Below are 24,752 nucleotides of genomic sequence, written 5' to 3'. Positions count from 1 at the left end.
ACGGCATCACGCCTCCGCCCTCAAACGCCGCTCGAACATGTCGCGGATCGCCGAATCCTTGCGCAGCAGGTTGAGCGCGTACTCCGCGTGACCGGGCGTGTAACCGTTGCCGATCAACATCTCCACGTCGGCGGCGAGCCCTTCCGCCCCGAGCGCGGCGGCGGGGAACGACGTCGCCATCGAGAAGAACACGACCGTCCCACCATCGTTCGTGGACAGGATCGCGCCGTGCTCGCAGCCGGGCACGTCGACGCACACGACCGTCACGTCGGCACGCGCGCCGAGGGCCGCGGTGACGGCGGCCGAAACGCCCACCGCGTCGGTCGCGTCGGCGATCACGACGTCGTCGGCGAGCCCGGACGCCGTGAGACCGCGCCGCTCGTTCTCGTCGCGCACGACACCGAGGGTCGAGATGGCACCGGCGTCGCGCGCCGCCGCCAGGGACAGGCTGCCGCTCTTACCCGCCGCACCGAGGACCGCGACGGTCGCGGCGCGACCCCGGAGCTCGCGGTGACGGGTGACGATTCGTGAGGTCAGCGCGGGCGCCCCGCACACGTCGAAGACGGCGAGCGCCAGTTCGGCCGGCAGATCCGGCGGGAGCACGGCCGCGATGGACCGCGCGAACAACGTCGCCGTCGCGGAACATGGAACCTGCTCGGACAGACCGTCCCATTCACGCAGTTCGTCGTGCACGATGAGAGGAGTGAGAGTCAAGGAGACGAGCGTCGCGACCCGATCCCCGACCGACAGGCCGAGGGGCGAGTCGGGACCGACCTCGGCAACGGTGCCGATCAGCATGCCGCCGGAGCCGGTCACGGGGTTGTGCATCTTCCCGCGCTCGCCGATGATGTCGAGGACGGCTCCCCGAATCGCGGCGCCGTCACCGTTGTGCGCCGAGTGCAGCTGTCGGAAGGACGCCGCGTCGAGGTTGAGCCGTTCCACGTCGATGCGCACCTCGTCGGCCGTCGTCGGCGCCGTGGCGTCGAGGCGGTACGCGGCTTGCGGCAGAACTCCGTGCGGTTCGAGCACGCGGTGCAGGCCGATGGGTGAAGGTGGCGGCTGTGCCATGTCGGTGGTCCTCCGGCGAATTATGGGTTTGGCCGCGAGAATAGCCGAAAATTCTCCCGTAGGGTAGCTTGACATTGGCAATTCTTCCGCTATTGTTCCGCCAAGGCAGTGAAATCTAAGGTAAGGTGGCAGGGATGGCGAGCATGGAGTCCGGGCAGCCGTACGAGTACGCGCGACGTGAACTCGTCGAACCCGATTGGCGACGTTTTCCCGGCTGGGCCGACGTCAGCGAGGCCGACTGGGGCAACGCTCAATGGCAGCGGGTCAATTGCGTCAAGAACGTCAATCAGATGCGCAAAGTCTTGGGAGACCGCGTATCCGACGCCTTCTACGACGATCTGGCCAAGGACGGCGAGCAGCGCGCCACCATGTCGATGCTGTTGCCTCCCCAGATGCTGAACACGATCGCCCCCACCTTGGACAGCACCGCGGCGGGCTCGTGGACGGACGCCTACTACGCCGACCCGATCCGCCGCTACATGCTGCCGGTGTACTCCGACCGCCGCGCCGATTGGCCGTCCCACCCCTTCGCCACCCGTGACTCGCTGCACGAGCACGACATGTGGGTCGCGGAGGGCTTGACCCACCGCTACCCGACCAAGGTGCTCGCCGAGCTGCTGTCGACCTGTCCGCAGTACTGCGGACACTGCACGCGCATGGACCTCGTCGGCAACTCGACGCCGACGATCGACAAGCTGAAACTCAAGCTGAAGCCGACCGTCCGCTATGACGCGATGATCGAGTACCTCGAGGCGAACCCGGGCGTGCGCGACGTCGTCGTCTCCGGTGGCGACGTGGCGAACGTGCCGTGGAAGAACCTCGAGAACTTCCTCGGGCGCCTCCTCGACATCGACTCCATTCGCGACATTCGGCTCGCGACGAAGGCGCTCATGGGCCTGCCGCAGCACTGGCTCCAGGACGACGTCGTGGAAGGCATGGGACGCATCGCGTCGACCGCCCGCGAGCGCGGAGTCAACCTCGCGATCCACACCCACGTCAACCACGTCCAGTCCGTCACGCCGACGGTCGCCCGCGCGGCCCGTGCCATGCTCGACGCCGGCGTCCGCGACGTCCGCAACCAGGGCGTGCTCATGCGGGGCGTCAACGACACTCCGGAAGCCCTGCTGGACCTCTGCTTCGCGCTCCAAGGCGAGGCGAACATCCTGCCGTACTACTTCTACATGTGCGACATGATCCCGAACTCCGAGCACTGGCGGACGTCCGTCGGCCAGGCCCAGGACCTGCAGACCGCGATCATGGGTTACCTGCCCGGCTACGCGACGCCGCGCATCATCTGCGACGTCCCGTTCGTCGGAAAGCGCTGGGTCCACCAGCTGGGCCGCTACGACGACGAGCGCGGTATCTCGTACTGGACGAAGAACTACCGCACCTCGATCGAGAAGGACGACGTCGACGCGTTGACCCGCGAGTACCCGTACTACGACCCGATCGACACGCTCCCCGAGGCCGGCCAGAAGTGGTGGCGCGAGCAGCACGCGCCCGAGACCGTCGCCGCCGAAGGCGACCTCGCCGCAGCACGGTCGCGCGCAGCGAACACCTGACGGGTCCACGAACACCGCGAAGGGCCGTACGTCGTGATGACGTGCGGCCCTCCGTCATGTGACGGGATCAGAAGACGATCGAACACGGTGGGCGTGAGCGTCGCGCGCCGCTCGGCGAGTTCGGTGTTGTGGCGGCGACGGTGACGGCGACCGGCTCGGCATCGTCATAGGTGGAGTGGGCGTCGGACACGGCCATCGCGGTGAATCCGCGCCGCGAGCGTCGCGGCGCGGAGGCAGTGCTCCGTCTGCATTCCCGCAATCACGAACTTGGTGACACCGGAGTCCGTCAGCGTCTTCCCAAGGTCCGGGTTCGCCGCGACGACGTCCATCTGAACTTTATGGACAACGCGCTCGCCGACCTGCGGCGGGAAGAACGGCCGCCAGCCGTCCGTGCCCGGCTCGTCGGGATGACCGGGACTCCGGTCGTTGTGCGCGTGGACGACCGGGACACCGGCCGCCCGAGCCCGCTCCAGCAACGACCCGAGCCACCGGGCCACGGCCTCGGCGTCGACGACGGGGGGAACCGGTCAGCATGCTGCGTTGGGCGTCGATCAGGAGAAATGCACTCGTCATCGCAACGGGCCGCACGCGCGTACGAAGACGTCGATGGGTCGATCCGTTCTCCGCCACCGAGAACGGCCAAGTGGGGTTCACTCTGCGTGGCGGCCGTCGCGGCCACACGGGCGACACCATCCGCCCGTCCCGCCCTGATTTGTCGTACCCACGGCGCATGCTGTGACGATGACCGACGAGACGAGCGGCCCCGTGTGGCCCGCGCCGATCAGCGCCATCACCCTGTTCGTGGAGGATCTCGCCGCCACGAAACGGTTCTACCGCGAGGTCTTCGACCTTCCGGTGACTTTCGAGAACGACGCGTCGGCGGTGTTCGACTTCGGGAACACGATCATCAACCTGCTCGCCGCGACCGAAGCGCCCGAGCTGATCGAGCCCGCGCCGGTCGCCGGTCCCGACGCCGGGGCGCGGGCCCAGTTCACGATTCCGGTGGCGGATGTGGACGCCATGTGCGCGACGCTGGCCGCCCGGGGCGTGACGCTGCTGAACGGTCCGATGGACCGACCCTGGGGCATCCGAACCGCCAGCTTCCGCGACCCCGGCGGCCACATCTGGGAGATCGCCCAGTGAGCACCGCGCCGGAGGTGCTCAAGCTCCTGTCCGTCCTCAACGGACAGCGCCGCCACGTACTCGGGATACTCGACGGCCTCGACGACGAAGGGCTCGCCCGCCCCGTCCTGCCATCCGGGTGGAGTTGCGCGGGGCTCGTCCAACACCTCGCGCTCGACGTCGAGCGCTTCTGGTTCCGCGCGGTACTACTCGGCGACCCCGACGTGATCGCGGCGCTGGGCGACGAGGAGGACGCGTGGCGCGTGCGCCCCGGTACATCCGGTTCGGACGTCCTCGACCGTTATCGCGAGGAGACGGCGCTCTCCGACGCGGCCGTCACGGATGTCGACGCGGACGCGCCGCTGGCCTGGTGGCCGCACGACCTCTTCGGAGACCCGCATCTGCACACCCTGCGGGACGTCCTGCTGCACGTCATCACCGAGACCGCCTGCCACGCAGGGCATCTCGACGCGGCGCGCGAACTCATCGACGGTCGACGCTGGATGATCCTGACCTGAGATCGAGGACGGCGCCCACCGATGTACGACGGCCCGCACAGGGCGCCGCCCCCGATGGGCGGGCTCGGTACGATTCGACGAACCCGTTTCGCGACCGGCGGCGAGACACCATCGCGACGGCGTGCCGCCGATCGCCGCCCCGAGAAGAGACGCGTCATGGTCGAGACCACCCCCGTCCACGTCGCGCCTCTACCGAGAACGGTCCACATCACAAAGACTCTCATGTGGACGCAATACGGGATCGGCTGGACCGCTTACGTTCTGCCGTTGCTCGCGATCGCAGTCGCCCCGCTGCGCTCCGCCCCCGCCGTCGCCGACCTCCAGGCGGGGCTCGCCTTCGCCGCGGCCGTCGTCTTCGTCAGCATGTTCTACGGAACCCTCGGTCTCATCGTGCTGAGTCTCGAGGACCTCGCCGTTTCCGTCATCCTCACCGTCCCGTTCATCTCGCTCGCGATGGCGGTCGCGTTCGTGGTCTGCCTCCGAGGACTGAAGCGGGGTCGACGCGGCGCCTTCCACGGAGCGATGGCCATCGAACTGATCCTTATCGGACACTACGCTTACGCGATCGCGGACGGCCTCCTGTTCAGGACGTCGACCTTCGGCCACCTGCTGTCCCAGTTCCTTCCCGGGGCGCTCTCGCTCCTGGCCCTGGCCCTCATCACGCTCGGCTGCCTGACGCACCCGGCCAGCCGCCGACACTTCCAGCCCCGCGAAACGTCGTCAACCCGGCCGTGACCGGCGAGTAGACATCGAACACATATCGATTGATCAACAATCACGGTCCTATTCGGCCGGAAGGCTCGTGAGCAGACAAAACAGACATGCCATTGTCCGACGGTATGTCTAGCATGATGCAGCCCCAGTCTCGTATCGGCGACGAGACGCGACGTGCGGCCCGCGCCGCCTTTCATCGACAAGGAAAGCCATGACCTACCCCGCCCCCCAGGCACCAGCGACCCTGCCCAAGGAACTCAGCGCCGCACGCGTCATCATGTGGGTCCAATTCGGATTCGGCGTGCTCGGTAGCGCGCTGTTCCTGCTGGGCCTCGCCGCGCTGCTCTCCGTCGGCTTCGTCGCCGGCGCCGCGGTCGTGCTCGTCCTCGGTTTCGTCGCCATCGCGATGACCGTGCTGATCGGCGTCTGCGCCGCAACCCTCAAGCAGGGGCGCAAATGGACTCTCTACGCGACGATCGTCGCCGAGGTGCTGATGATCCTCAACTACCTGAACGCGCTCTTCAGCGTTCAGGTCGGCAACACCCTCGGCTCCGTCATCGGCCTCGTGCTGGCGGCGGCCGTGCTCGGAAGTCTCCTGCGTCCGACCGGCCNCGCNTTTCATGTCCTGGTTGTCACCAGCCGCGCTTGGCGAACTGCTGCGACTCGGGCAGCGTGTCGACGTTCAAGCCGACCATCGCCTCACCTAGACCACGCGACTCCTTCGCGATGACGTCCGCGTCGTCGTAGAAGGCCGTCGCCTTCACGATCGCGGCCGCGCGCTTCACCGGGTCGCCCGACTTGAAGATGCCCGAGCCGACGAAGACACCCTCGGCGCCCAGCTGCATCATCATCGCCGCGTCCGCCGGGGTCGCGATGCCACCGGCGGTGAACAGCACGACGGGAAGCTTGCCCGCCTGGGCGACCTCGGCGACCAGCTCGAACGGGGCGCGCAGTTCCTTCGCGGCACCGTACAGCTCGGCCTCGTCCAAAGTCGACAAACGCTTGATGTCGGAGCGGATCTGGCGCATGTGACGAGTCGCCTCGACGACGTTGCCCGTGCCCGCCTCACCCTTCGACCGAATCATCGCCGCGCCCTCGCTGATGCGCCGGAGCGCTTCGCCGAGGTTCGTCGCGCCGCACACGAACGGAATGGTGAACGGCCACTTGTCGATGTGGTTCGCCTCGTCCGCGGGCGTCAGCACCTCGGACTCGTCGATGTAGTCGACGCCGATGGCCTGCAGGACCTGCGCCTCGACGAAGTGACCGATCCGGGCCTTCGCCATGACCGGAATCGACACGGCCTCGATGATGCCGTCGATCATGTCCGGGTCGCTCATCCGCGACACGCCGCCCTCGACACGGATGTCGGCGGGGACTCGCTCCAACGCCATGACGGCGACGGCGCCCGCGTCTTCCGCGATCTTCGCCTGGTCAGGCGTGACGACGTCCATGATGACGCCGCCCTTGAGCATGTCCGCCATGCCGCGCTTGACCCGGGCCGTCCCCGTGGTGCTCTCGTTGGTGGTCTGGTTGTTCGTCACGCCGAGCCCGCTCCTTGCGTACGTGAGGGATGATCAACGCCTCCATCGTACGGCGAGACCCACGCCACTCAACAGCGGTTGTGACCCTCGACGCGCAGGTCAGACACGGCGGCGTGGGGTCACTCACACTGGAGCCGGGACTCCCCCGTCCACCCGGTGCGGCGCTTGCGCGGCCACGCCGACTCGGAGATAGGCTGACGGCCCCGATTCCCTGCCGCCACATGGTCTTCGCGACTCCCACGCCCGGCGGCCCCGTCGACGTAAAGGTGCTCGGTGAAGATCAGCTTCCTCGTCCACTCGCTGTACAACATCGGCGGGACGATCAAAACGACCCTCAACACCGCCGAGGCGCTGGCCGATCTCGGACACGAGGTCGAGATAGCCACCGTCTTCCGGCGCCGCGAGGAACCCCTGTTCTCCGTGGACCCGCGAATCAAGGTCGTCGTCCTCGTCGACACCCGCAAGACCGCGCCGGCCCTGACGGGGACGGACGCCCGGCTCGCCGCGAAACCCTCCCGGCTCTTCCCGAAGACGGAGCCCCGACACCCGCAGTACAGCAGGTACGCCGACGAGCGCATCATCGAGTACCTGCGCGGCTGCGACGCCGACGTCATCGTCGGGACCCGACCGGGGCTCAACATCGCGATCGCGGCCCACGCCCCCGCAGGTCTCGTCAAGATCGGACAGGAACACCTGTTCCTCGACCGGCACGGGCGACGCCTCGAACGCAAGCTGTACCGCGCGTACCGCGGCCTCGACGCGGTGACGACGGTGTCGTCCACGGACGCCGACAGCTACCGCAAACGTATGCCCCGCATCGCGGCGAACGTGCACTTCATCCCGAACTCGATCCCGGCGACGTCGCTGCCGCCGAGCGACGTGACGGCCCGAACGATCATCGCGGCCGGCCGGATCGAGAAGATCAAGCGGTACGACCTGCTCATCGACGCCTTCGCGATGGTCCACACCGAACATCCGGAGTGGACACTGCGCATCTACGGCCACGGCCGGGAGACCAAGACCCTGCGTACGCTCGTCGAGGGTCGCGGTCTCCACGACTCCGTCCAACTCATGGGCACCTACACGCCGATCGACGCCGAATGGGTGAAGGGTTCGATCGCGGCCGTCACCTCCGAGATCGAGTCCTTCGGTCTCACCATCGTCGAAGCCATGGGTTGCGGACTTCCGGTCGTCTCGACGGCATGCCCCTACGGGCCCCCCGAGATCATCGACAGCGGCGTCACGGGCCTGTTGACACCGCCCGGGGATGTCGAGGCCTTCGCGAAGGCCCTGCGCGGCCTCATCGAGAACGAGGAGCAACGGCGGGCGATGGGCGCGGCCGCCCGGGAACACGCGAAGCGGTACACGCCCGCGCGCATCGGCGCGGAGTACGCCGCGCTGTTCGAGAGCCGTCTCAGCGCGCGAGAACGCACCGACACCGGTCCGGCCCTCGACGCCGCGAGCCGGGCGACGAGCCCCGACAGCGCGCTCGACTGCCACAGCGTCGACATGTCGACGCTGCGACTGGCGGGCCCCGCCGATCGGTTGAGCCTCGCTCAAGCGGAAACGACCGTGACACCGACCGGGGCCGACGGTGCCGCCTTCGTCAACCTCGACGACCTCGACGAAGGCGTCTGGACCGTGCTCCGCGACGGTGCCCCCGTGACGGCCGGGCGCGTCGACAGCCGGGCCCTCACCCGAGCGGGCGCGCGCGCCGACACGACCGGGATCGTCGTTCCCTACGCGGAACCGGGAACGGGCGCGCTCCTGGTGCGGGTGTGGCGACGTGACTGGTTCGCCGAGGTCACGTCGGTGTCCTGGCACGAAGCCCGGCTGCGGGTGACGGGGCGTCTCCTCGGCCCGGGACTGCCGAAGGGCACCGCGACGGGCACCGCGACCCTGCGCACCGATCCGAGCCGAGTACACGCCCTCACAACCACCACCGACGACGACGGTTTCAGCGTCGAGGTGGACACGGACGCGCTCACTCTGGCGGACGGCGGCGGCGCGGGCCTGTGGGATCTGCGGCTCTCCTTCGATCCCGAGTCAGCCGGAATCCGTGTCGGCAAGGTCTTCGACGACGTGGCGCTGCGCAAGAACACCCACCGATTCCCGGAACGCGTCGGCGTCGGCAGCGGTCGGGCGCTGCGAGTCAAGCCGTACTTCGCGATTGACAATCAACTGTCCATCAAGGTCACCGAGGCGGATTAGGCCAAGGATCGGGCGGACGTCGCCGGACCGAACCGCCAGCGAGGTCAGCTCGGATCGTCCATGTTGAAGTAAAGTGGCCGGTCGAGCTTTCGGTTGAGCCGCAGCATGCGCACCATCCGTCGGTCACGAACGGCGAGCGCGTCCCGGACGACGTCCGTATGCACCTGTTTGGCGATCGCGACGCGACGGTTCATCTTGCGGACCGCGTCCCAGGCGGGGTCGCCGTCGGCCAGCGGTAGCTGTCGCAGGACCCTCGTCAGGTCGTTCTCGGCGGGTTCGCGTTCGGGTGGGAGTGCGTCCAGGGTCGCGAAGGCGGCGACCCGGAGCGCATCAGTGTGACCGCCGAGCACGTCCCGGCGGGTGTCCGCGAGCGACAGGGCGGTCTCCGCTCGCTGGTTGAGCTTGGCGACGAGCGCGGCCGAGGCGTCCGCCGCTCGCGTGTGCAGACGTTCGAGCCGTGTCGCGATCCACGTGACGTACGCGGCCAGGACCGCCACCAACAGGATCGTGCCGACCAACCACCACATGTCCGTCTGTCCTATGTCCGCGGTGACCGTCGTCGCGGTCACGTGGTCTCCAATTGCCTGCTGAGTTCGGTGTCGCCCGCCGTGACGGCGGAACCGGTCGCCTCGATGGCGGCGTGGTAGACGTCGAGCACCCATTCCGCGACGAAGCGCCAGTCGTAGTCCGTGACGATCTCGTCGGCTCGCGCCACGAGGCCCGCCATGCGTTGGGGATCGGACAGCAGGGCGTCGATCGTGTCGGCGAGCGCGGTCGCGTCCCCGACTGGGAAGAGCGCGCCCGCCGTGCCGTCGGCGAGGACGCGTCGAAAGGCGTCGATGTCGCTGGCGATGACGGGGGTTCCGGCCGACATCGCCTCGGTGAGGATCATCCCGAAGGACTCGCCGCCGGTGTTGGGCGCGATGTAGGCGGTGACGCTGCGAAGCATGCGGGCCTTCGTGACGTCGTCGGCCATGCCGAGGAAGACGATCCGCTGCGCGACGTCGGGTGGGACGCCACGCAGTGCCTCGGCCTGTTCGCCGGGGCCGAGCACCAGCAGCCGCAGACCGGGGCGGGAACGGGCGAGGGCGACGAACGCGTCGCACAGGATCGGGAAACCCTTGCGCGGCTCGGTGAAGCGACCGACGAAGCCGATGGCGCCGTCAGGACCGGGCCAACCGTCGAGGGGTTCGGCGGCCGCGAACTGGTCGACGATGACGCCGTTGGGGATCTCGACGGCGCCGCCGCCGAGGTGCTCGACCTGCACACGGCGGGCCGACGCGCTGACGGCGATGCGAGCGGCGATGCGTTCGAGGACGAGTTGGGCGACACCCTTGCCCGCCAACAGGGTCCGCGAGCGGGTGATCGCGGTGTGGAAGGTGGCGACGACCGGTCCGGAGGACGCGGCGCAGGCCAGCAGCGACAGGCTTGGCGAGAGCGGCTCGTGGACGTGGAGCACGTCGAAGGCGCCGTGTTTGATCCATCGACGTACCCGTGAGGCCGAGATCGGCCCGAATGACAGGCGCGCGACGGAACCGTTGTACGGCACCGGGATCGCGCGTCCAGCGGGGACGACGAACGGTGGCAGCTCGTCGTCGTGTTCGGCGGGAGCGAGGACGCTGACATGGTGGCCGAGGCCGATGAGAGTCTGCGCGAGGTCACGGATATGCCCTTGGACGCCACCGGGGACGGAGAAGGAATACGGGCTGACTATTCCGATTCTCACGTGGGCACCTTCATTCAGTTGTGGACGGTGACACGGGCAGGTCGGACAACCACAGTCGTTGCAGCATATGCCAATCCGCCGGAGCGACGGCGATGCCGGCGGCGAAGGCGTCCGCCATGGCCTGTGTGACCGCGGCGACGCGATCGGCGAGCCGCCCGTCCGTCGGGATCGGGATCGGTCCTTCCACCTTGCCATAGCCGCGATGTGGCCCGTCGTTGCGGACGACGACGGTGTAGAGCGGGGCCTTCGTGCGAATCGCGAGTAGCGCTGGACCGACGGGCATCCGCGTCTTCTCTCCGAAGAAGTCCACTTCGACTCCGTTGGAGGAGAGGTCGCGGTCGGCGACGATCGGGACCACATGGCCTTGGGCGAGCCGCTCGGCCAGGACCGTGCGGGCTGGGCGTTCGCCCCCGGTGTGGGGAACGATCTCCATACCGAGGCCGCGCCGGAACTCGACGAAACTCTCGAAGACGGAATCGGGCCGCAGGCGTTCGACGACGGTCGTCAGCGGGTAGCCCTTGGTCGTCACCCAGGCGCCCGCGAGGTCCCAGTTGCCCGAGTGCGGGATCGCCATGATGACCCCGGTGCCCTCGGCGCGGTGCTTGTCGAACACCTCGTAACCGTCGAGCATGAACCGGTCGAGGATGTCCTGACGACCGTAGGACGGCAGGCGGAACGACTCGCACCAGTAGCGGGCGTACGACCGCATCGCGTCGCGAACGAGCGCGTCCATCTCCGAGTTCGACACCTCGGGACCGACGACGCGTCGAAGGTTTCGCCGCAGTTGACGCACGCTTGCCCCGTTGCGACGGGTCGCTCGGTCCGCGGCGGCCCGGAACAGCGCGCCGGCAACCGATTCCGGCATGGCGCGCACGAGTCGCCACGCGGCGGCGTATCCGAATCCGATGACACTGTCACGCATTGTCCGGATCAACATCCTCGCTCAGTTGCCGCCGCACGTGCAGGACGCGTTGCGCGACGGTCACCACCGACATCACCGCCAACAGCCACAGGGTGACGGCCATGGCGTACGGCACACCAACGATGTGTATCAACGCTCCTATACCTATGAGGATCAGCCGTTCGGGGCGTTCGGCGATGCCGACATCGCAGGACGCGCCGAGGCTCTCGGCTCTGGCCTTCGTGTACGACACGACCTCGGCGGCGACCAGGCAGATGAGCGCGGCCACCGCCGACGAGCGATCACCGCTGACAGCCAACCAGTAGGCAAGACTGGCGAATATCGCGCCGTCGGCGATCCGATCCATCGTAGAGTCCAGCATCGCCCCGAAGCGGCTGGACACGCCCTTGGCTCGCGCCATCGCTCCGTCGAGCAGATCCGTGCACACCGCCAACGCCACGACGACGAGCCCCCATGCCAACTGCCCCCGCGCAACCAGGAACACACAACCGGCGACCACCCCCGTCGTCCCGATCAGCGTGATCACATTGGGCGCCAGGCCCAACCGCACGAGTCCGGCTCCGATCGGGTCCAAAACTTTCGCCGCAGCCGCCCGGCCCGCCACGTTGAGAAACTTAGCCATTTCGCCCATCATCCGGACGAAATCGACAGTGGGCTCCTCAGTGCAGACTTCGCCCGGCCTCAGCCTGCCTGCGCGCCCCCACGATATCGGTAGCGACGGCTCGCAACCGCTCACCATCGCCGATCGTGACCGGAACGCTCGAATTGTCCGTCCGCGCGGTCGGCGCGCGGAGCCGCCGAAGCGGACCGCCATACTGGTGGCGTTTGTGTCCGTCATGGCCGGTGGGGTGCCCCGGTGAGAGTGGAGGTCGAGTTGTCCGAGACGAAGGCGCTATCCGTGCCGATGACAGGACGGCAGGTCGCGCTGATCGGCAAGGCCGGGGTCGGGAAGAGCACGCTCGCGGCGTCACTCCGGCGCGTCGCGGGTGCGGCGGACGGCCGGCAGATCCACCCGACGACCGGTGTGGAGGTGACCGTCGCGGAGTGGCGTGGCGTTCCCGTGACCGTCCTCGACACCCCCGGCGACGCGGATTTCGTCTCGGCGGTGCGCGCGGGGCTGCGCGGCGTGGACGGCGCGATCTTCGTCGTCTCGGCGGTCGACGGGTTGGACGCGGGGATCCAACTGCTGTGGGAGGAGTGCGGCGCTGTCGGCCTGCCCCGCGCCGTCGTCGTGACCGGACTCGACGATCCGCGCGCCGACATGGACGAGACCGTCGCGCTCGCGCAGCGTCTGTTCGGCGACACCGTCCTGCCGATTCAGCTGCCCCTGTTGGGCGACGACGAGGCGGTCGCTGGGTTGATCGACCTGATCACCGCCGACATCCGTGACTACTCGACCGGACTGCCGCCGATCATCAGGGAACCCGAGACCGTCCATTGGGAAGGGACCGAGGAGGCTCGGGAGACGCTCATCGAGACGGTCATCGCCGACAGCGAGGACGAGACCCTCCCCGACCGGTACCTGTCGGGTGAGGAGATTCCCGACGACGCGCTCGTCGCTGACATGCAGGCGGCGGTGGGGCGCGGGGTTTTCTATCCGGCCCTGCCCGTCGACGCGCGGACCGGCGTCGGTGTCGACGTGCTGCTGGATCTCATCGTCGACGGCTTCCCGCCACCCGGTGACGCCACGCCACCGCCCGCGATGGTGAACGGTGAGCCGGCTCCACCGCTGAGCACCGACCCCGCCGCACCGGCGGTGGCGTCGATCCTGCGCGCGAACGGTCCCCAGGACGCGCGCACCTGCCTGGTACGGGTGCACACCGGAACGGTGCGGACCGGCTCGACAACGGTCGCAGGGGAATCCGTCGACGTTCGAAAGATCCACAATGTCTATACATCGGACGGTTCGCCGGTTCCCGCACTGACGGCGGGCGAACTCGGGATGATCGAGCTGACGGGCCCGGCGACGGCCGGGGACACCGTCACCGACGGCCCTGCGACCACCATCGTCGAACCGTGGGAACGCGTCGCGGCGACCTGGCCCATCGCGATCGCCGAGGACACGGACGCCCGCGCCCTCGCCGCGCTGCGGGAACTCGCGAGGGACGACCGCGATCTGAGACTCGCCGTCGAGTCCGGCACCGGGCAGTTGCTGCTGTGGTGCGTCGGAGAGACCCACGCGACGGTGACGATGGACCGCCTGCGCCGAAACGGGCACGCACTACCAACCGCGCCCGTCGCCATCGCGGTGCGCGGCACCGTGACGAACCCGGCGACGGCGACCGGTGAGACGGGCGTCGTCTGCACCGTGACCCCGCTTCCGACCGAGACCGGCACCACGATCGACCGCGCCGACCCGCACCTCTCCCCCGACGGTTCGCGCATCGAGCACGGCGCTCGCCTGGGCCTCGCCGAGGGCGGCTTCCCCGGTGTCGTCACGACCGACCTGGCGGTCGACGTCAGCATCACCGGCGCGGCCCTCACCTTGACCGGCGAGGCCCTCGAACGCGCCGTCGCCGACAGCGTGTCGGCCGCCGTCGCGGCCGCCGGTCCGATCCTGCTCGAACCCGTGGATCTCGTTCGCATCACGCTGGCGCAGAGCTATGTCCGACCCGTGCTAGCCGATCTCACGGCGCGCCGTGGCGTCTGGATGCGAACCGACACCGACGACCGCGACCGCGCCGTCATCACCGCCCACCTCCCCGCGATCGAACTGAACCGTTACATAGTGGACCTGAGGGAGCTTTCAGCGGGATCGGGATTCTTCGATCGACAGTTCGACCACCACCGACAGGTGCCAGTGGACGGTCAACCGACGATTCTTAGTATTGTTGCGGCCCAAGAGGAACCAATGGATCAAAGTTCATAACGGACTACCATCGGGTCCCGACATTTCGGATTGTCCGGGCAGGACGTACCGCGCAGGCAACACCTTGCGGTGGATTCGTAACATTGACCACTATGAGACGACGGCTCACGCAATGGCCGCCAACCTTCCTACGCCCGGGGGGATTCGCGGTCGCCCGGCCGTACTCCGGTTCACGGAACCCACCGCCCGACATGCCGATCCTCGTAAAGCGCAGCCGACTGTTCCACCTGCTCATTCCGGGCTCGCTCGGATTCGGGATCTTCGTGGCCGACGTCTACGTGCCCCTCACGGAACCGAACCCGCTCGCCGACCCGACGGCGGAACAGCTCGGCGTCCTCGTCCTCGTGGGCGTGCTCTGGGGGCTGTTGACCTGGCGAATCCTCAGCACCCGCTCCCCGCTCATCGCCGCCGACCACTCCGGTCTGTGGATCCGTCCGACGATCCTGTCCCGGCAGGTCGTGTGGCTGCCGTGGGCGCTCGTGGCGTCCGTCTCCGGGCCGAGACACCGCCGACACCCCGACAGCGCCTCATGGGGGCTCCTACGGGTGACCATCGACGCCGAGGTCGACGTCGCCCTCAGCACCCGGAGCCCGGGTGAGGAACGTGTACGGAACCGGCTGATCCGCGACGGCGTCTCCCTGCCTCTCAGTCAGGGTCAGCGGGCGCCCGGACGCGTCGCGACCGCGCTCAACGAACTGCGCCGCGCGCAGGACCCGTCACACCGATTACTCGTCCACGGCGGACGAGTTCCAGGCGTCCGCGAGCAACCGCCGCGTGTCGGTCAACAACTGCGGCAGGACCTTCGTGCGGGCGATGACCGGCATGAAATTGCCGTCGCCGCCCCATCTGGGCACAACGTGCTGATGCAGGTGACCGGCGATCCCGGCGCCCGCGACCCGACCCTGGTTCATCCCGATGTTGAAGCCGTCGGCGGCGCTGACGTACCGGATCACCCGTATCGCGCGCTGCGTCACGCTGGCGAGCTCGGCGGTCTCCGCGTCGTCCAGGTCCGTGTAGTCGGCGACGTGCCGGTACGGACACACCATCACGTGGCCCGCGTTGTACGGGTACAGGTTCAAGACGCAGAAGACGAGCGCTCCCCTGGCGACGATGAGGCCCTCGTCGTCGTCGAGTTTGGGCATCTCGCAGAACGGGCAACCCGTCGAGGCGGAATCCGGGCCGGTCGGCTTGTTCTCACCCTTGATGTACGCCATCCGGTGCGGCGTCCACAGCCGCTCCAGCCCATCGGGTGTTCCGGCTCCGATCACGCTCGCGTCGTCAGTCACGGGCGTGATCCTATTGCGCGTGGCGTGACATGGCGACGCCCACCCCAGCACGTGGTGGGGTGGGCGTCGTCGTCGATCAATGGTGCGTGTTCGACGGTGCCGGATCGGTCGAACGAGCGGCCGTCAGGCGGTGATCCAGGTCTGCCAGAGGTCGGAATGCAGGTCCAACCACTTCTTCGCGGCATCCTCGGGGCTCATGCCCGCCTCGGTGATGTCGAACGCGACCTGGCTCTGGTCGTCCGAGCTCCAGGCGAAGTTCTTGATGAGGCGGAACGCGTCCCCGCCGTTCTTCGCGAAGTCCTTGGACACGACCGTGTTCAGCTCCAAGGGCCCGTAACCGCACATCTTCTTCTCGGTGCAGTCCTTGTCCTTGGCGTCGTACTCGGGGAACTCCACCGGCACCAGGTCCATCTCCGTGAACAGCCAGTGCGGCTGCCAGAAGTAGAACAGCACCGGCTCCTTCTTGTTGACGGAGTCGCGTGCGGCCTCGATCAGCTTCTCCTCGCTGCCGACGCTCACGACCTCGACCGGCAGGTTGAGGTTCGCGATGATCTCCTTCTCGCTGGAGACGTAGTCGTCGTCGCCGACCAGTAGCTGGACCTTGCCCTTGGACTTGGAGGTCTGCAGGACGTCCACGTATTCCGCGAGCTTCGAGTGCTTCTCGATTCCCGGGTACTCGTCCTTCACCCATTTCGGCATCCACCAGCCGATCTGGCCGTCGACACCGGTGTAACGGGCGATCTGCGCGTAATCCCGCGCGGACGGCTCCTCCTCGGCCTTGACGTCGAACTTTCCCCAGTCCTCGGCGATGACGTCGATGGTGCCAGCCTCAAGTGCCTCCCAGGTTTCGTCACCACCGAGCTCCTGATAGGTAACGTCGTATCCGAGCTCGTTCTTGAGGAGGTAACCGAGGACCGCGGCGTTGGCCTCGTAGCCCGCCCAGTTCTCCAAGGCGATGACTACCTCGCCTCTGGTCTCCTCCGTGGTTTCGGTGGGCGAGCCGCAACCGGCTACGACCGTCAACACCGCGACGGCTCCGGCAAGTAGCTTCATGCGCATATTGAAATCCAACCCATTCGTTGCATACGTCGTGGAGAACCTACTAGCTCGACTCATCTCTAATGGCGGCAGGTCGAGATAAACGGCCGGAACGTACTCAACCGTTCGTGGGGGATGCGATACGCCACCGCATCCCCCCTACGAATTCCTACTTCGCGGCAATGGAATCCAGGAAGTCGGGGTTCTCGTCGAGCCAGGCCTGAGCACCCGCCTCGTGGTCGTCCTTGTTCTGGTTGAAGATGTAATCTTCCAGGCTGCCGAGCTGCTGATCGTCCATCTTGAACTTCGCGAGCATGGCGTTGACGTCCGGGAAATCCTTCGCGAAGCCCTTTCGAGCCAATGTGGTGATCTCTTCGGCGGTCCCGAGGGTCGCCTCCGGATCGGCCAAGTCCTTCAGATCGTAATTGGCGTAGGCCCAGTGCGGGTGCCACAATGTGACCACAATTGGCTCATTATTGGCGATGGCGGCGTCGAGTTCCGTCAACATCGTGGCGGTGCTGGACGTTACGAGCTCCATCTTGCCGTCGAGCCCGTAGGTCGGGATGACCGATTCCTGGGTCGCCTTCGTCAAGCCGGCGCTGTCCTCGATGCCGATGATCTCGCCGTCGAACAGGTCGGCGTTGTCGGCGAGCTCGTCGAGCGAGTCGACCTCGACGTACGACGGCACGGCGATGCTCAACGCGGCGTTGTCGTACCAAACGCCGACCTGCTCGATCTTGTCGCCGTACTCGGCCATGTAGGACTCGTGGGTGGTGGGCAACCAACCGTCGAGGAACAGGTCGACGTCCCCGTTCGCCATGCCCTCGAAGATGAGGCCGGCCTCCAACTCGGTGGTCTTGACCTCGTAACCCTGCTCCTCGAGCACGAGCTTCCACAGGTTGGTGGCCGCGACGGCCTCGTCCCAACCGATGTAGCCGATGGTGATTTCCTTGTCATTGGCGTCGTCACCGCCACAGGCGGTGAGCGAACCGGCGAGCGCCAGCGCGGCGATGCCGGCGCCCAGGGTGCGGGCGATCGGGGATTTCTTCATGTTTCCTTCCGCTTTCCTTCTTGGGGGATGGAACGGACCGAGCACTGTCGGCTCCGTCGGATGGTTTGGGGGGTCAGACTTTCGATCGCGACGCTTGGACCCGCGCGACCTTCGTGCGTTTGGCGAGGGAGTCGGTGACACGGTCGAGGAAGATCGCGACGATGACGACCGCGAGGCCGCTGTTGAAGCCCTTCGCGAGGTCGACGCTGTTCAGTGCGCTCATGATGATGCGCCCGAGACCGTCTCCACCGACCATGCCTGCGATGACCACCATGGACAGTGACAGCATGATGACCTGGTTGACGCCCGCCATGATCGTCGGCATGGCCAGTGGCAGTTTGATCCGCGTCAGGATCGTCGACGGGGACGCGCCGAAGGACTCTCCGGCCTCGATCACCTCACGGTCGACCTGACGGATGCCCAGCTCGGTCAACCGGACGCCGGGCGGCATGCAGAACACGATCGTCGCGATGACACCGGGCACGACGCCGACGCCGAAGAACGCCACGGCGGGAATCAGATAGACGAAGGCGGGCATCGTCTGCATGAAGTCGAGGACGGGCCGGGCCACTCGGCCGACGACCCGGTTCTCGGCGGCGAGGACCCCTATCGGGATGGCGATCAGCAACGCCAGCGCACTCGAGACGATGACGAGTGACAACGTCATCATCGTCTGCTCCCAGAACGGGGTCCAGGCGACAAGGCCCATCATCAGCAGCGTCGTCGCGCCGAACTTCCAGCCGCGGACCCAGAATCCGATCAGGGCGAACAGCACGACCATGAGCGCCGACGGGAAGAACGTCAGGACGTCGGTGAGCGAGTCGACGAGCGACTCCACTCCGTCGGCCACCGATCGGAAGAACGGACGCAACTCGACCTTCGCCCAATCCACGATCGACTCGAAGAACGGTCCGATCGGCATGTCGGGCAGGCGTTCCCACAGGTTCTCGTCGAACCAGTCGGACAACGGCTCAAGAGCGGAATCGGTGCGGCTCATGCTGGTTCCTCCGTCGTCGACGCGGGTTCGGATGGGGACACGGGCGGAGCGGATGCCGGATTTGTACCACTATGGACTGACCCGAGAGCGCTGAGCAGCGTCAACCTCGGAATGACACCGACGAGCGAGCCGTCGGAGCTCGTCACGTGCAGCGGAAGGCTGTTCTCGGCGCTGGGCGCGAACAAATCCGCCACCGGGGTGTCGGCAGTCACCGTGTGGCAGTTCTGCGGAGCCGTGCTGCGCGGGGGTGGATCCATGATCGAAGCCGCGGTCAGGACGCGAGTGCGGTCGACGTCGGCGATGAACTCGGCGACGTAGTCGTTGGCAGGCTGCGTCAGGATCTCCTCGGACGTACCGATCTGGACGATCCGACCGTCCCGCATCACGGCGATCCGATCACCGATGCGCATCGCCTCGTTCAGGTCGTGCGTGATGAACACGATGGTCTTGCCGAGTTCGGCCTGCAGCTCCAGCAGCTGGTCCTGGACCTCGCGCCGGATCAGCGGATCGAGCGCGGAGAACGCCTCGTCCATCAGCATGATCGGCGTGCCGGCCGCGAGCGCGCGGGCCAGACCGACGCGTTGACGCATCCCGCCGGACAGCTCGGACGGGAGCTTGTCGTCCCAGCCGCCCAACCCGACCATCTCGATCGCGTCGAGCGCGGCGACCTTTCGCTCCGCCGGACGAACCCCGGCGACCTCGAGGCCGAACGCCACGTTGTCGAGGACCGTGCGGTGCGGCAGCAGCGCGAAGTGCTGGAAGACCATGCTGATCTGCTGTTGACGCAGGCGACGAAGTTCCGACGGAGACAGGCTCGCGAGGTCGACACCGCCGACCGTGACCGTTCCCGCCGTCGGAGTGAGAAGGCCGTTGAGCATCCGGATCAACGTCGACTTTCCGGAGCCCGACAAACCCATGACCACGAAGATCTCGCCGGGTCGGACGTCGAACTCGGCGTCGATGACGGCGGCGGTCACATTGAGGTCGGCGATCTCGTCGCGGTGGACTCCGGTCTCCAGCGGAGCGATCGCCCGTTCGGGGCGCTTGCCGAAGATCTTGTACAACGCGGTGACGGCGAGGGCCGGCGCTTGGCCGGTCGCGTCGTCGGTACTCGTATCCACGATTGCTACTTCCTGGTGGTGACGCCGCGGGGGCGACGTCGCTGTCACGCACGCGAACAGCCTCAATAGACGTTCAGCGGCGAATCAAAGGGGTGAATGGGGTGATGCGTCCTCCCAGAGCCGAGTTACAGGCACACGAGTCCGCGACAGGTAACGTCGCGGGTGGCTACCCGAACACAGGAGGGCGAGTGGCGGGGGCCGGAGGCGACCCCGCTCGCGCAGACGGCGCACCGCGCCGTCGAGACCACCGAGCACCGCGTCCCCGCGATGAGCACGCTTGCGAACCCACCGACGACGGCGTCACGCCGGGCACGTCGGAGACGGAATGGCCGTCACGGTTCGTCAGACTCACGGTTCCTTGGGGGCGGTCGGGGGCGGGAGCGAACCGACGCCACGTGACCCATCGGACACAACGGGTGTGAACGTGTCGATTCGCCGTTGGTCGAACACGGTAGCCGACGGGCCGGTCCCGCAAATCGGCGGGTGTCCGATTGTCGACGATCTGATGATGCGACAACACACCGTACGCTCGGACAACGCCCCGACAGACGCCCGAAACGACACATCCCGTCGAGCCGTCGACCGAACCGTCAATCCACAGTGATGAGATCCCGACCCGTACGACTCACGACGCGCCCGGCCGCGATCGACCACGCCCGGGCTGCCCGTCTCCCGCGCCCCGACACGGTCGGCAACCTCTACACTTCACCCAAAGTCATCGGGTTACGGGGGTCCCGGTCCACATGAGTCTGCACGAGTTGTCGCTCATGCTCCTCATCGGAGGCGGCGTGCTTCTCGTGTGCATCGCGGCCGTCACGATGTTCAACAAGGTCGGGCTGCCCGCGCTGTTGGCGTTCCTACTGCTCGGCACGCTGCTCGGCGACGACGCGATAGGTTTCGCCTTCCACGACGTCGAGGTGATCCAGCCGATCGCCATGGTCGCGCTCGCTCTGATCCTCATCGAAGGTGGATTCAGCACCCGCTGGCGAGACATCCGACCCATCCTCCTGCCTGCGAGCGTCCTCGCCACAGTCGGCGTCGGCATCAGCATCGGGCTCACCGCCGTCGCGACCCGTCTCCTCCTCGACTGGGATTGGCGGATGGCGCTTCTCGTCGGCGCGATCATCGCGTCCACCGACGCCGCCGCCGTATTCTCCGTGCTCAGAAACCTGCGCCTGCCGCGTCGCGTCGCGGGCCTGCTCGAAGCCGAGTCCGGCTTCAATGACGCGCCGACGGTCATCCTCGTCCTCGCTTTCAGCGTTCACACCGAAGCGGAGTCCCCCCTGCTGATCGTTCTCGACCTGGCGTACCAGCTCGCGGGCGGTGCCGTCATCGGGATAGTCGTGGGCTGGGCCGGGGCGTGGGGGGCGCGACGCATCGCCCTACCCGTCGCCGGCCTGTACCCGCTGGGCACCGTCGGGCTCGGCATCATCGCGTTCGCGGCGGCCGGGACGATCGACGCCAGCGGCTTCCTCGCCGCGTATCTGGCCGCACTCGTCCTCGGTAACAGCCGCCTACCTCACCAGGGCGCCACGCTGTCCTTCGCGCAGGGCACCGGTTGGCTCGCTCAGATCGGACTGTTCGTCATACTCGGGATGCTCGTCGAGCTGCCGGAACTCCTCAACGCCGTCGTGCCCGCGCTCGTCATCGGCGCGGCCCTGCTACTCGTCGCCCGCCCCATAGCGGTAGCGCTGACACTGACACCGTTCCGCATCGCCGCCGCCGATCAGGCGTTCATCGCCTGGGCGGGGTTGCGCGGTGCCGTCCCGATCGTGCTCGCGACGATTCCGATCGTCGCCGACGTCGACGGTTCCGCGATGCTCCTCAACGTCGTCTTCGTGCTGGTCATCATCTTCACGGTCGTCCAGGGCCCGAGCCTCCAACACATCGCCCGCTGGCTCGGCCTTGCCACCCACAGCGCCTTCGTCGACGTCGACATCGACTCCGCTCCGCTGGACGTGCTCGGCGCGGGAATCATGACCGTCACCATCGGTCCCCGATCGGGGCTGCACGGCTTGTATCTGTACGAGCTGCGCCTGCCCGAACGCAGCGTCGTCAACAGCATCGTTCGCGACGGGCAGCTCTTCGTGCCGGGACAGGACGAACGGTTGCGTTCCGGCGACGAACTCATGATCATCACGATGCGCGGAAGCCGCGACGCGACCGAGGCACGACTGCGCGCGGTCGCCCGGCGAGGACGGCTCGCCGGTTGGTACGGCGAATACGGTGCGGAATGACGGCGGCCGGCGTGAACCGGCCGCCGTCGACGACTACAGTTCCGCGACCTCGGCGGTCGGCCCGACGTTGACACGGGACTCGACGACCTCGACGACATGGGCGATCGCGTCGGCCATGCTGACGCCGTTGCGTTGCGAACCGTCCCGGTAGCGGAACGAGACGGTCCCCGCCTCCTGGTCGGCGTCGCCAGCGAGGATCATGAACGGGATCTTCTGAAGTTGCGCGTTACGGACCTTCTTCTGCATCCGATCGGCCGAGGTGTCGACCTCGCACCGGATGCCCGCCGCACGGAGAGCGGCGAAGAACTCCTCCAGGTAGGGAACGTTCTCGTCCCGGATCGGGATGCCAACGGCCTGGACGGGCGCGAGCCACGCCGGGAACGCGCCCGCGTAGTGCTCGGTGAGCACGCCGAAGAACCGCTCGATCGAGCCGAACAGCGCGCGGTGGATCATCGCGGGCCGCTGGCGGCTCCCGTCGGCGGCCGAGTACTCCAGACCGAACCGTTCCGGCAGATTCAGGTCGAGCTGGACCGTCGACATCTGCCAGGTCCGGCCGATGGCGTCCTTGGCCTGGACCGAGATCTTCGGGCCGTAGAACGCCGCCCCACCGGGATCGTCCACGAGCTCCAGACCGGACTCCCCCGCCGCCTCGATCAGCGCGGCGGTCGCCTCCTCCCAGACCTCGTCGCTGCCGACCGACTTCTCCGGGTTGCGAGTGGACAGTTCGAGGTAGAAGTCGTCGAGGCCGTAGTCCTTCAGCAGGTCCAGAACGAAGGTCAGAGCGGTCTTGAGCTCGTCGACCATCTGCTCCTTGGTGCAGAATATGTGCGCGTCGTCCTGGGTCAGGCCGCGCACACGGGTCAGGCCGTGAACCACACCGGACTTCTCGTAGCGGTAGACCGTGCCGAACTCGAACTCCCGCATCGGAAGCTCACGATAGGACCGACCCCGAGACCGGTAGATGAGAATGTGCATCGGGCAGTTCATCGGCTTGAGGTAGTAGTCCGCGCCGTCGACCTCCATCGCCGGATACATGCCGTCGGCGTACCAGTCGAGGTGCCCGGACTCCTCGTACAGATGACTCTTGGTGATGTGCGGGGTGTTGACGAAGTCGTACCCGGCCTCCTCGTGGCGACGACGCGAGTGGTTCTCCATCTCGCGGCGAATGATGCCGCCCTTCGGGTGGAACACGGGCAGGCCGGAGCCGATCTCGTCGGGGAACGAGAACAGGTCGAGCTGACTGCCGAGCCTGCGGTGGTCGCGCTTCGCGGCCTCCTCGAGCAGACGCAGGTGCGCCTTCAGGGCGTCTTTCGACGGCCACGCGGTCCCGTAGATGCGCTGCAACTGCGGGTTCTTCTCCGAACCCATCCAGTACGCGGCGGCCGATCGCATGATCTTGAACGCCGGAATGTGCCTTGTGGAGGGAAGGTGCGGACCGCGACAGAGATCTCCCCACGCCCGTTCACCGGTCTTGGGGTCGAAGTTGTCGTAGATACTGAGCTCACCACCGCCGACCTCCATGACCTCCTCGGCGTCCACATCGCCCTTGATGTCGACGAGCAGCAGTTTGAACGGCTCGTGGGCGAGTTCCCGCTTCGCCTCCCCGACCGACTCGAAGTTGCGGCGAACGAAGGTCTGACCGGACTTGATGATCTCCTGCATGCGCTTCTCGATGCGCTTCAGGTCATCCGGTTGGAACGGCTCCGGAACGTCGAAGTCGTAGTAGAAGCCGTCCCGGATCGGCGGGCCGATACCGAGTTTCGCCTCGGTGTTGAGGTCCTGAACCGCCTGCGCGAGCACGTGCGCGCACGAGTGTCGCAGAACGTTCAGGCCATCCGGGCTGTCGATGGCGACGGGCTCGACCGACGTGTCGGTCTCTGGAGCCCAGGAAAGGTCGCGAAGCGTGCCTGAGGCGTCGCGGACCACCACGATCGCCTTGGCGCCGGTGGTGGGCAGCTCCGCATTGGCAATCGCATCGGCGCACGTAGTCCCGGCCGGAACGACGACGGGGTCGGTCACGGGGGACGATGGCAGTGCGGACACGATGGATCTCCTTTGAGAAGTCAGTGGTATTGCCGCCGAGCGGTTCTCGGCAGACAACATCGTAGTCCGAGGCATACGGCCAGCTCGACCCGATATTGCGGCCGCACGCCGAGCGCCCACGTCGCAGGACAGCGGGGCGAAACCGCAGCGGAACGAGCGGCGGCGGAAGCCCTTCGCGGGGCAGGACGTCGGTGCTCCAACGTCCTCCCCCGTCAGGCATCACACCCCGATGTGGGCTATGACTGTCGCTTCCAGAACGATCCCCGCTTGGTGGGAGGCGCGGTCGGAGTCGAGGACGGCCCGTCCTCCGTCGTCATCGTCCCTCGCACGGTTGCCACAACCTCGCCGACGACCGTGCGGGCGCGAAGCCAGAGCGCGGTCGGGTCGCCACCACCGGTCTCACACGCGGCGAGCGCGTCAACCAGTTTGGACAGACGCTCCCCTTCGGCGGCCAGGCCGTCGATCGCGGCGAGCTGCTGCGCGACGAACGTGAGCCTGGATGCCATGTCGCTCAATGCCATGCGGATCGCCTGCGAGGACGCGGGCGGAGCCTCGGCGAGCAGCACCCGTTCCGGCTCGAGCGCGTCGAGAACGGATTGGTTCCCACCGACGGGTTGTGGACGGCGCACCGGGTTGACCGGCGCGATACGGCCACCGATACGGGCTCTGCCGCCTCGGGCGAAGGGCGCGCCCTTCGGTGCTCCGCCGGGGGCCGGGGCCGGGGGC

At 67.3% G+C, this 24,752-nt stretch carries 20 protein-coding genes and 1 pseudogene; 7 read left to right on the top strand and 14 right to left on the bottom strand.

All coding sequences use genetic code 11. The features are described 5' to 3' along the window. Positions 1 to 6: 6 nt before the first annotated feature. Positions 7 to 1,068, bottom strand: a complete 1,062-nt coding sequence (gene kdd, locus ACM9NP_RS10250; RefSeq protein ID WP_415646406.1) for an L-erythro-3,5-diaminohexanoate dehydrogenase — start codon at positions 1,066 to 1,068, stop codon at positions 7 to 9. Between the two features lie 134 nt (positions 1,069 to 1,202). Here kdd and ACM9NP_RS10245 point away from each other — a divergent pair, with 134 nt between their 5' ends. Continuing rightward, entirely contained in the window at positions 1,203 to 2,630 is a 1,428-nt protein-coding gene (locus ACM9NP_RS10245; protein ID WP_415646405.1) for a KamA family radical SAM protein, read from the top strand. Positions 2,631 to 2,794: 164 nt separating this feature from the next. On the opposite strand, the gene ACM9NP_RS10240 is transcribed toward ACM9NP_RS10245, so the two are convergent. Beyond that, a complete protein-coding gene (locus tag ACM9NP_RS10240; protein ID WP_415646404.1) occupies positions 2,795 to 3,127 on the bottom strand; it encodes an isochorismatase family protein in 333 nt (110 codons plus the stop codon). A 244-nt stretch (positions 3,128 to 3,371) separates the two neighbouring features. Between ACM9NP_RS10240 and ACM9NP_RS10235 the strand changes: the two genes are divergently transcribed. The 3 genes from ACM9NP_RS10235 to ACM9NP_RS10225 all read left to right on the top strand — a co-directional run bounded on the left by ACM9NP_RS10235 (position 3,372) and on the right by ACM9NP_RS10225 (position 5,005). Continuing rightward, a complete protein-coding gene (locus tag ACM9NP_RS10235; RefSeq protein WP_415646403.1) occupies positions 3,372 to 3,773 on the top strand; it encodes a VOC family protein in 402 nt (133 codons plus the stop codon). Then, a complete protein-coding gene (locus tag ACM9NP_RS10230; protein ID WP_415646402.1) occupies positions 3,770 to 4,270 on the top strand; it encodes a DinB family protein in 501 nt (166 codons plus the stop codon). Before ACM9NP_RS10235 ends, ACM9NP_RS10230 begins: the two co-directional genes overlap by 4 nt. Before the next feature lie 222 nt (positions 4,271 to 4,492). Continuing rightward, the gene (locus tag ACM9NP_RS10225; protein ID WP_415646401.1) at positions 4,493 to 5,005 is read left to right on the top strand and encodes a hypothetical protein; all 513 of its coding nucleotides are present in this window, start codon (positions 4,493 to 4,495) and stop codon (positions 5,003 to 5,005) included. 611 nt (positions 5,006 to 5,616) lie between these two features. On the opposite strand, the gene pdxS is transcribed toward ACM9NP_RS10225, so the two are convergent. Next, a complete protein-coding gene (gene pdxS, locus ACM9NP_RS10220) occupies positions 5,617 to 6,525 on the bottom strand; it encodes a pyridoxal 5'-phosphate synthase lyase subunit PdxS (RefSeq protein WP_415646400.1) in 909 nt (302 codons plus the stop codon). 273 nt (positions 6,526 to 6,798) lie between these two features. Between pdxS and ACM9NP_RS10215 the strand changes: the two genes are divergently transcribed. Then, positions 6,799 to 8,736 carry a glycosyltransferase family 4 protein gene (locus tag ACM9NP_RS10215; protein ID WP_415646399.1) on the top strand — a complete coding sequence of 646 codons (1,938 nt, stop codon included), beginning with the start codon at positions 6,799 to 6,801 and terminating at the stop codon, positions 8,734 to 8,736. 44 nt (positions 8,737 to 8,780) lie between these two features. Here the strand turns inward: ACM9NP_RS10215 and ACM9NP_RS10210 are convergent, their stop codons facing one another. The 4 genes from ACM9NP_RS10210 to pgsA are packed head-to-tail and all read right to left on the bottom strand — an operon-like array spanning position 8,781 to position 12,006. Continuing rightward, on the bottom strand, positions 8,781 to 9,263 hold the full coding sequence (locus tag ACM9NP_RS10210; RefSeq protein WP_415646475.1) for a hypothetical protein: 483 nt from the start codon (positions 9,261 to 9,263) through the stop codon (positions 8,781 to 8,783). Between the two features lie 38 nt (positions 9,264 to 9,301). Further along, on the bottom strand, positions 9,302 to 10,462 hold the full coding sequence (locus ACM9NP_RS10205; protein WP_415646398.1) for a glycosyltransferase family 4 protein: 1,161 nt from the start codon (positions 10,460 to 10,462) through the stop codon (positions 9,302 to 9,304). 10 nt (positions 10,463 to 10,472) lie between these two features. Further along, positions 10,473 to 11,384, bottom strand: a complete 912-nt coding sequence (locus ACM9NP_RS10200) for a phosphatidylinositol mannoside acyltransferase (RefSeq protein ID WP_415646397.1) — start codon at positions 11,382 to 11,384, stop codon at positions 10,473 to 10,475. Continuing rightward, complete coding sequence (gene pgsA / locus ACM9NP_RS10195; RefSeq protein WP_415646396.1) at positions 11,377 to 12,006, bottom strand: phosphatidylinositol phosphate synthase; 630 nt, start codon at positions 12,004 to 12,006, stop codon at positions 11,377 to 11,379. Before pgsA ends, ACM9NP_RS10200 begins: the two co-directional genes overlap by 8 nt. Before the next feature lie 234 nt (positions 12,007 to 12,240). On the opposite strand from pgsA, the gene ACM9NP_RS10190 reads away from it, so the two are divergent. Next, the gene (locus ACM9NP_RS10190; protein ID WP_415646395.1) at positions 12,241 to 14,253 is read left to right on the top strand and encodes a GTP-binding protein; all 2,013 of its coding nucleotides are present in this window, start codon (positions 12,241 to 12,243) and stop codon (positions 14,251 to 14,253) included. Positions 14,254 to 14,978: 725 nt separating this feature from the next. Here ACM9NP_RS10190 and ACM9NP_RS10185 read toward each other — a convergent pair. From ACM9NP_RS10185 to ACM9NP_RS10165, 5 genes are all read right to left on the bottom strand, one after another. Continuing rightward, the gene (locus ACM9NP_RS10185) at positions 14,979 to 15,539 is read right to left on the bottom strand and encodes an HIT family protein (RefSeq protein ID WP_415646394.1); all 561 of its coding nucleotides are present in this window, start codon (positions 15,537 to 15,539) and stop codon (positions 14,979 to 14,981) included. Between the two features lie 123 nt (positions 15,540 to 15,662). Continuing rightward, positions 15,663 to 16,592 carry a glycine betaine ABC transporter substrate-binding protein gene (locus ACM9NP_RS10180; protein WP_415646393.1) on the bottom strand — a complete coding sequence of 310 codons (930 nt, stop codon included), beginning with the start codon at positions 16,590 to 16,592 and terminating at the stop codon, positions 15,663 to 15,665. Between the two features lie 154 nt (positions 16,593 to 16,746). Then, positions 16,747 to 17,628: a glycine betaine ABC transporter substrate-binding protein gene (locus ACM9NP_RS10175; RefSeq protein ID WP_415646392.1), complete on the bottom strand. Its 882-nt coding sequence runs from the start codon at positions 17,626 to 17,628 to the stop codon at positions 16,747 to 16,749. 73 nt (positions 17,629 to 17,701) lie between these two features. Further along, positions 17,702 to 18,550 (bottom strand): ABC transporter permease, encoded by an 849-nt coding sequence (locus ACM9NP_RS10170; protein ID WP_415646474.1) that lies wholly within the window; start codon positions 18,548 to 18,550, stop codon positions 17,702 to 17,704. A 71-nt stretch (positions 18,551 to 18,621) separates the two neighbouring features. After that, positions 18,622 to 19,746: a quaternary amine ABC transporter ATP-binding protein gene (locus tag ACM9NP_RS10165; protein ID WP_415646391.1), complete on the bottom strand. Its 1,125-nt coding sequence runs from the start codon at positions 19,744 to 19,746 to the stop codon at positions 18,622 to 18,624. A 743-nt stretch (positions 19,747 to 20,489) separates the two neighbouring features. Here ACM9NP_RS10165 and ACM9NP_RS10160 point away from each other — a divergent pair. After that, positions 20,490 to 21,983 (top strand): potassium/proton antiporter, encoded by a 1,494-nt coding sequence (locus ACM9NP_RS10160; RefSeq protein ID WP_415646390.1) that lies wholly within the window; start codon positions 20,490 to 20,492, stop codon positions 21,981 to 21,983. 33 nt (positions 21,984 to 22,016) lie between these two features. On the opposite strand, the gene thrS is transcribed toward ACM9NP_RS10160, so the two are convergent. Continuing rightward, positions 22,017 to 24,026 carry a threonine--tRNA ligase gene (gene thrS / locus ACM9NP_RS10155; protein ID WP_415646389.1) on the bottom strand — a complete coding sequence of 670 codons (2,010 nt, stop codon included), beginning with the start codon at positions 24,024 to 24,026 and terminating at the stop codon, positions 22,017 to 22,019. A 236-nt stretch (positions 24,027 to 24,262) separates the two neighbouring features. Then, a pseudogene (locus ACM9NP_RS10150) lies at positions 24,263 to 24,752 on the bottom strand (hypothetical protein); the annotation flags it as partial.

The organism is Stackebrandtia soli, from assembly GCF_965137155.1.
Classification (GTDB): domain Bacteria; phylum Actinomycetota; class Actinomycetes; order Mycobacteriales; family Micromonosporaceae; genus Stackebrandtia; species Stackebrandtia soli.
This window is presented reverse-complemented; position numbering and strand designations above follow the sequence as displayed.

What these genes read in the sequence shown, in the direction of transcription:
- ACM9NP_RS10170 (WP_415646474.1), bottom strand. Translation starts at nt 18,550, where the DNA reads ATGCCGATCGGACCGTTCTTCGAGTCGATCGTGGATTGGGCGAAGGTC.
- ACM9NP_RS10175 (WP_415646392.1), bottom strand. Translation starts at nt 17,628, where the DNA reads ATGAAGAAATCCCCGATCGCCCGCACCCTGGGCGCCGGCATCGCCGCG.
- ACM9NP_RS10200 (WP_415646397.1), bottom strand. Translation starts at nt 11,384, where the DNA reads ATGCGTGACAGTGTCATCGGATTCGGATACGCCGCCGCGTGGCGACTC.
- ACM9NP_RS10210 (WP_415646475.1), bottom strand. Translation starts at nt 9,263, where the DNA reads ATGTGGTGGTTGGTCGGCACGATCCTGTTGGTGGCGGTCCTGGCCGCG.
- ACM9NP_RS10245 (WP_415646405.1), top strand. Translation starts at nt 1,203, where the DNA reads ATGGCGAGCATGGAGTCCGGGCAGCCGTACGAGTACGCGCGACGTGAA.
- kdd (WP_415646406.1), bottom strand. Translation starts at nt 1,068, where the DNA reads ATGGCACAGCCGCCACCTTCACCCATCGGCCTGCACCGCGTGCTCGAA.
- ACM9NP_RS10225 (WP_415646401.1), top strand. Translation starts at nt 4,493, where the DNA reads ATGTGGACGCAATACGGGATCGGCTGGACCGCTTACGTTCTGCCGTTG.
- pgsA (WP_415646396.1), bottom strand. Translation starts at nt 12,006, where the DNA reads ATGGCTAAGTTTCTCAACGTGGCGGGCCGGGCGGCTGCGGCGAAAGTT.
- ACM9NP_RS10160 (WP_415646390.1), top strand. Translation starts at nt 20,490, where the DNA reads ATGAGTCTGCACGAGTTGTCGCTCATGCTCCTCATCGGAGGCGGCGTG.
- ACM9NP_RS10180 (WP_415646393.1), bottom strand. Translation starts at nt 16,592, where the DNA reads ATGAAGCTACTTGCCGGAGCCGTCGCGGTGTTGACGGTCGTAGCCGGT.
- ACM9NP_RS10235 (WP_415646403.1), top strand. Translation starts at nt 3,372, where the DNA reads ATGACCGACGAGACGAGCGGCCCCGTGTGGCCCGCGCCGATCAGCGCC.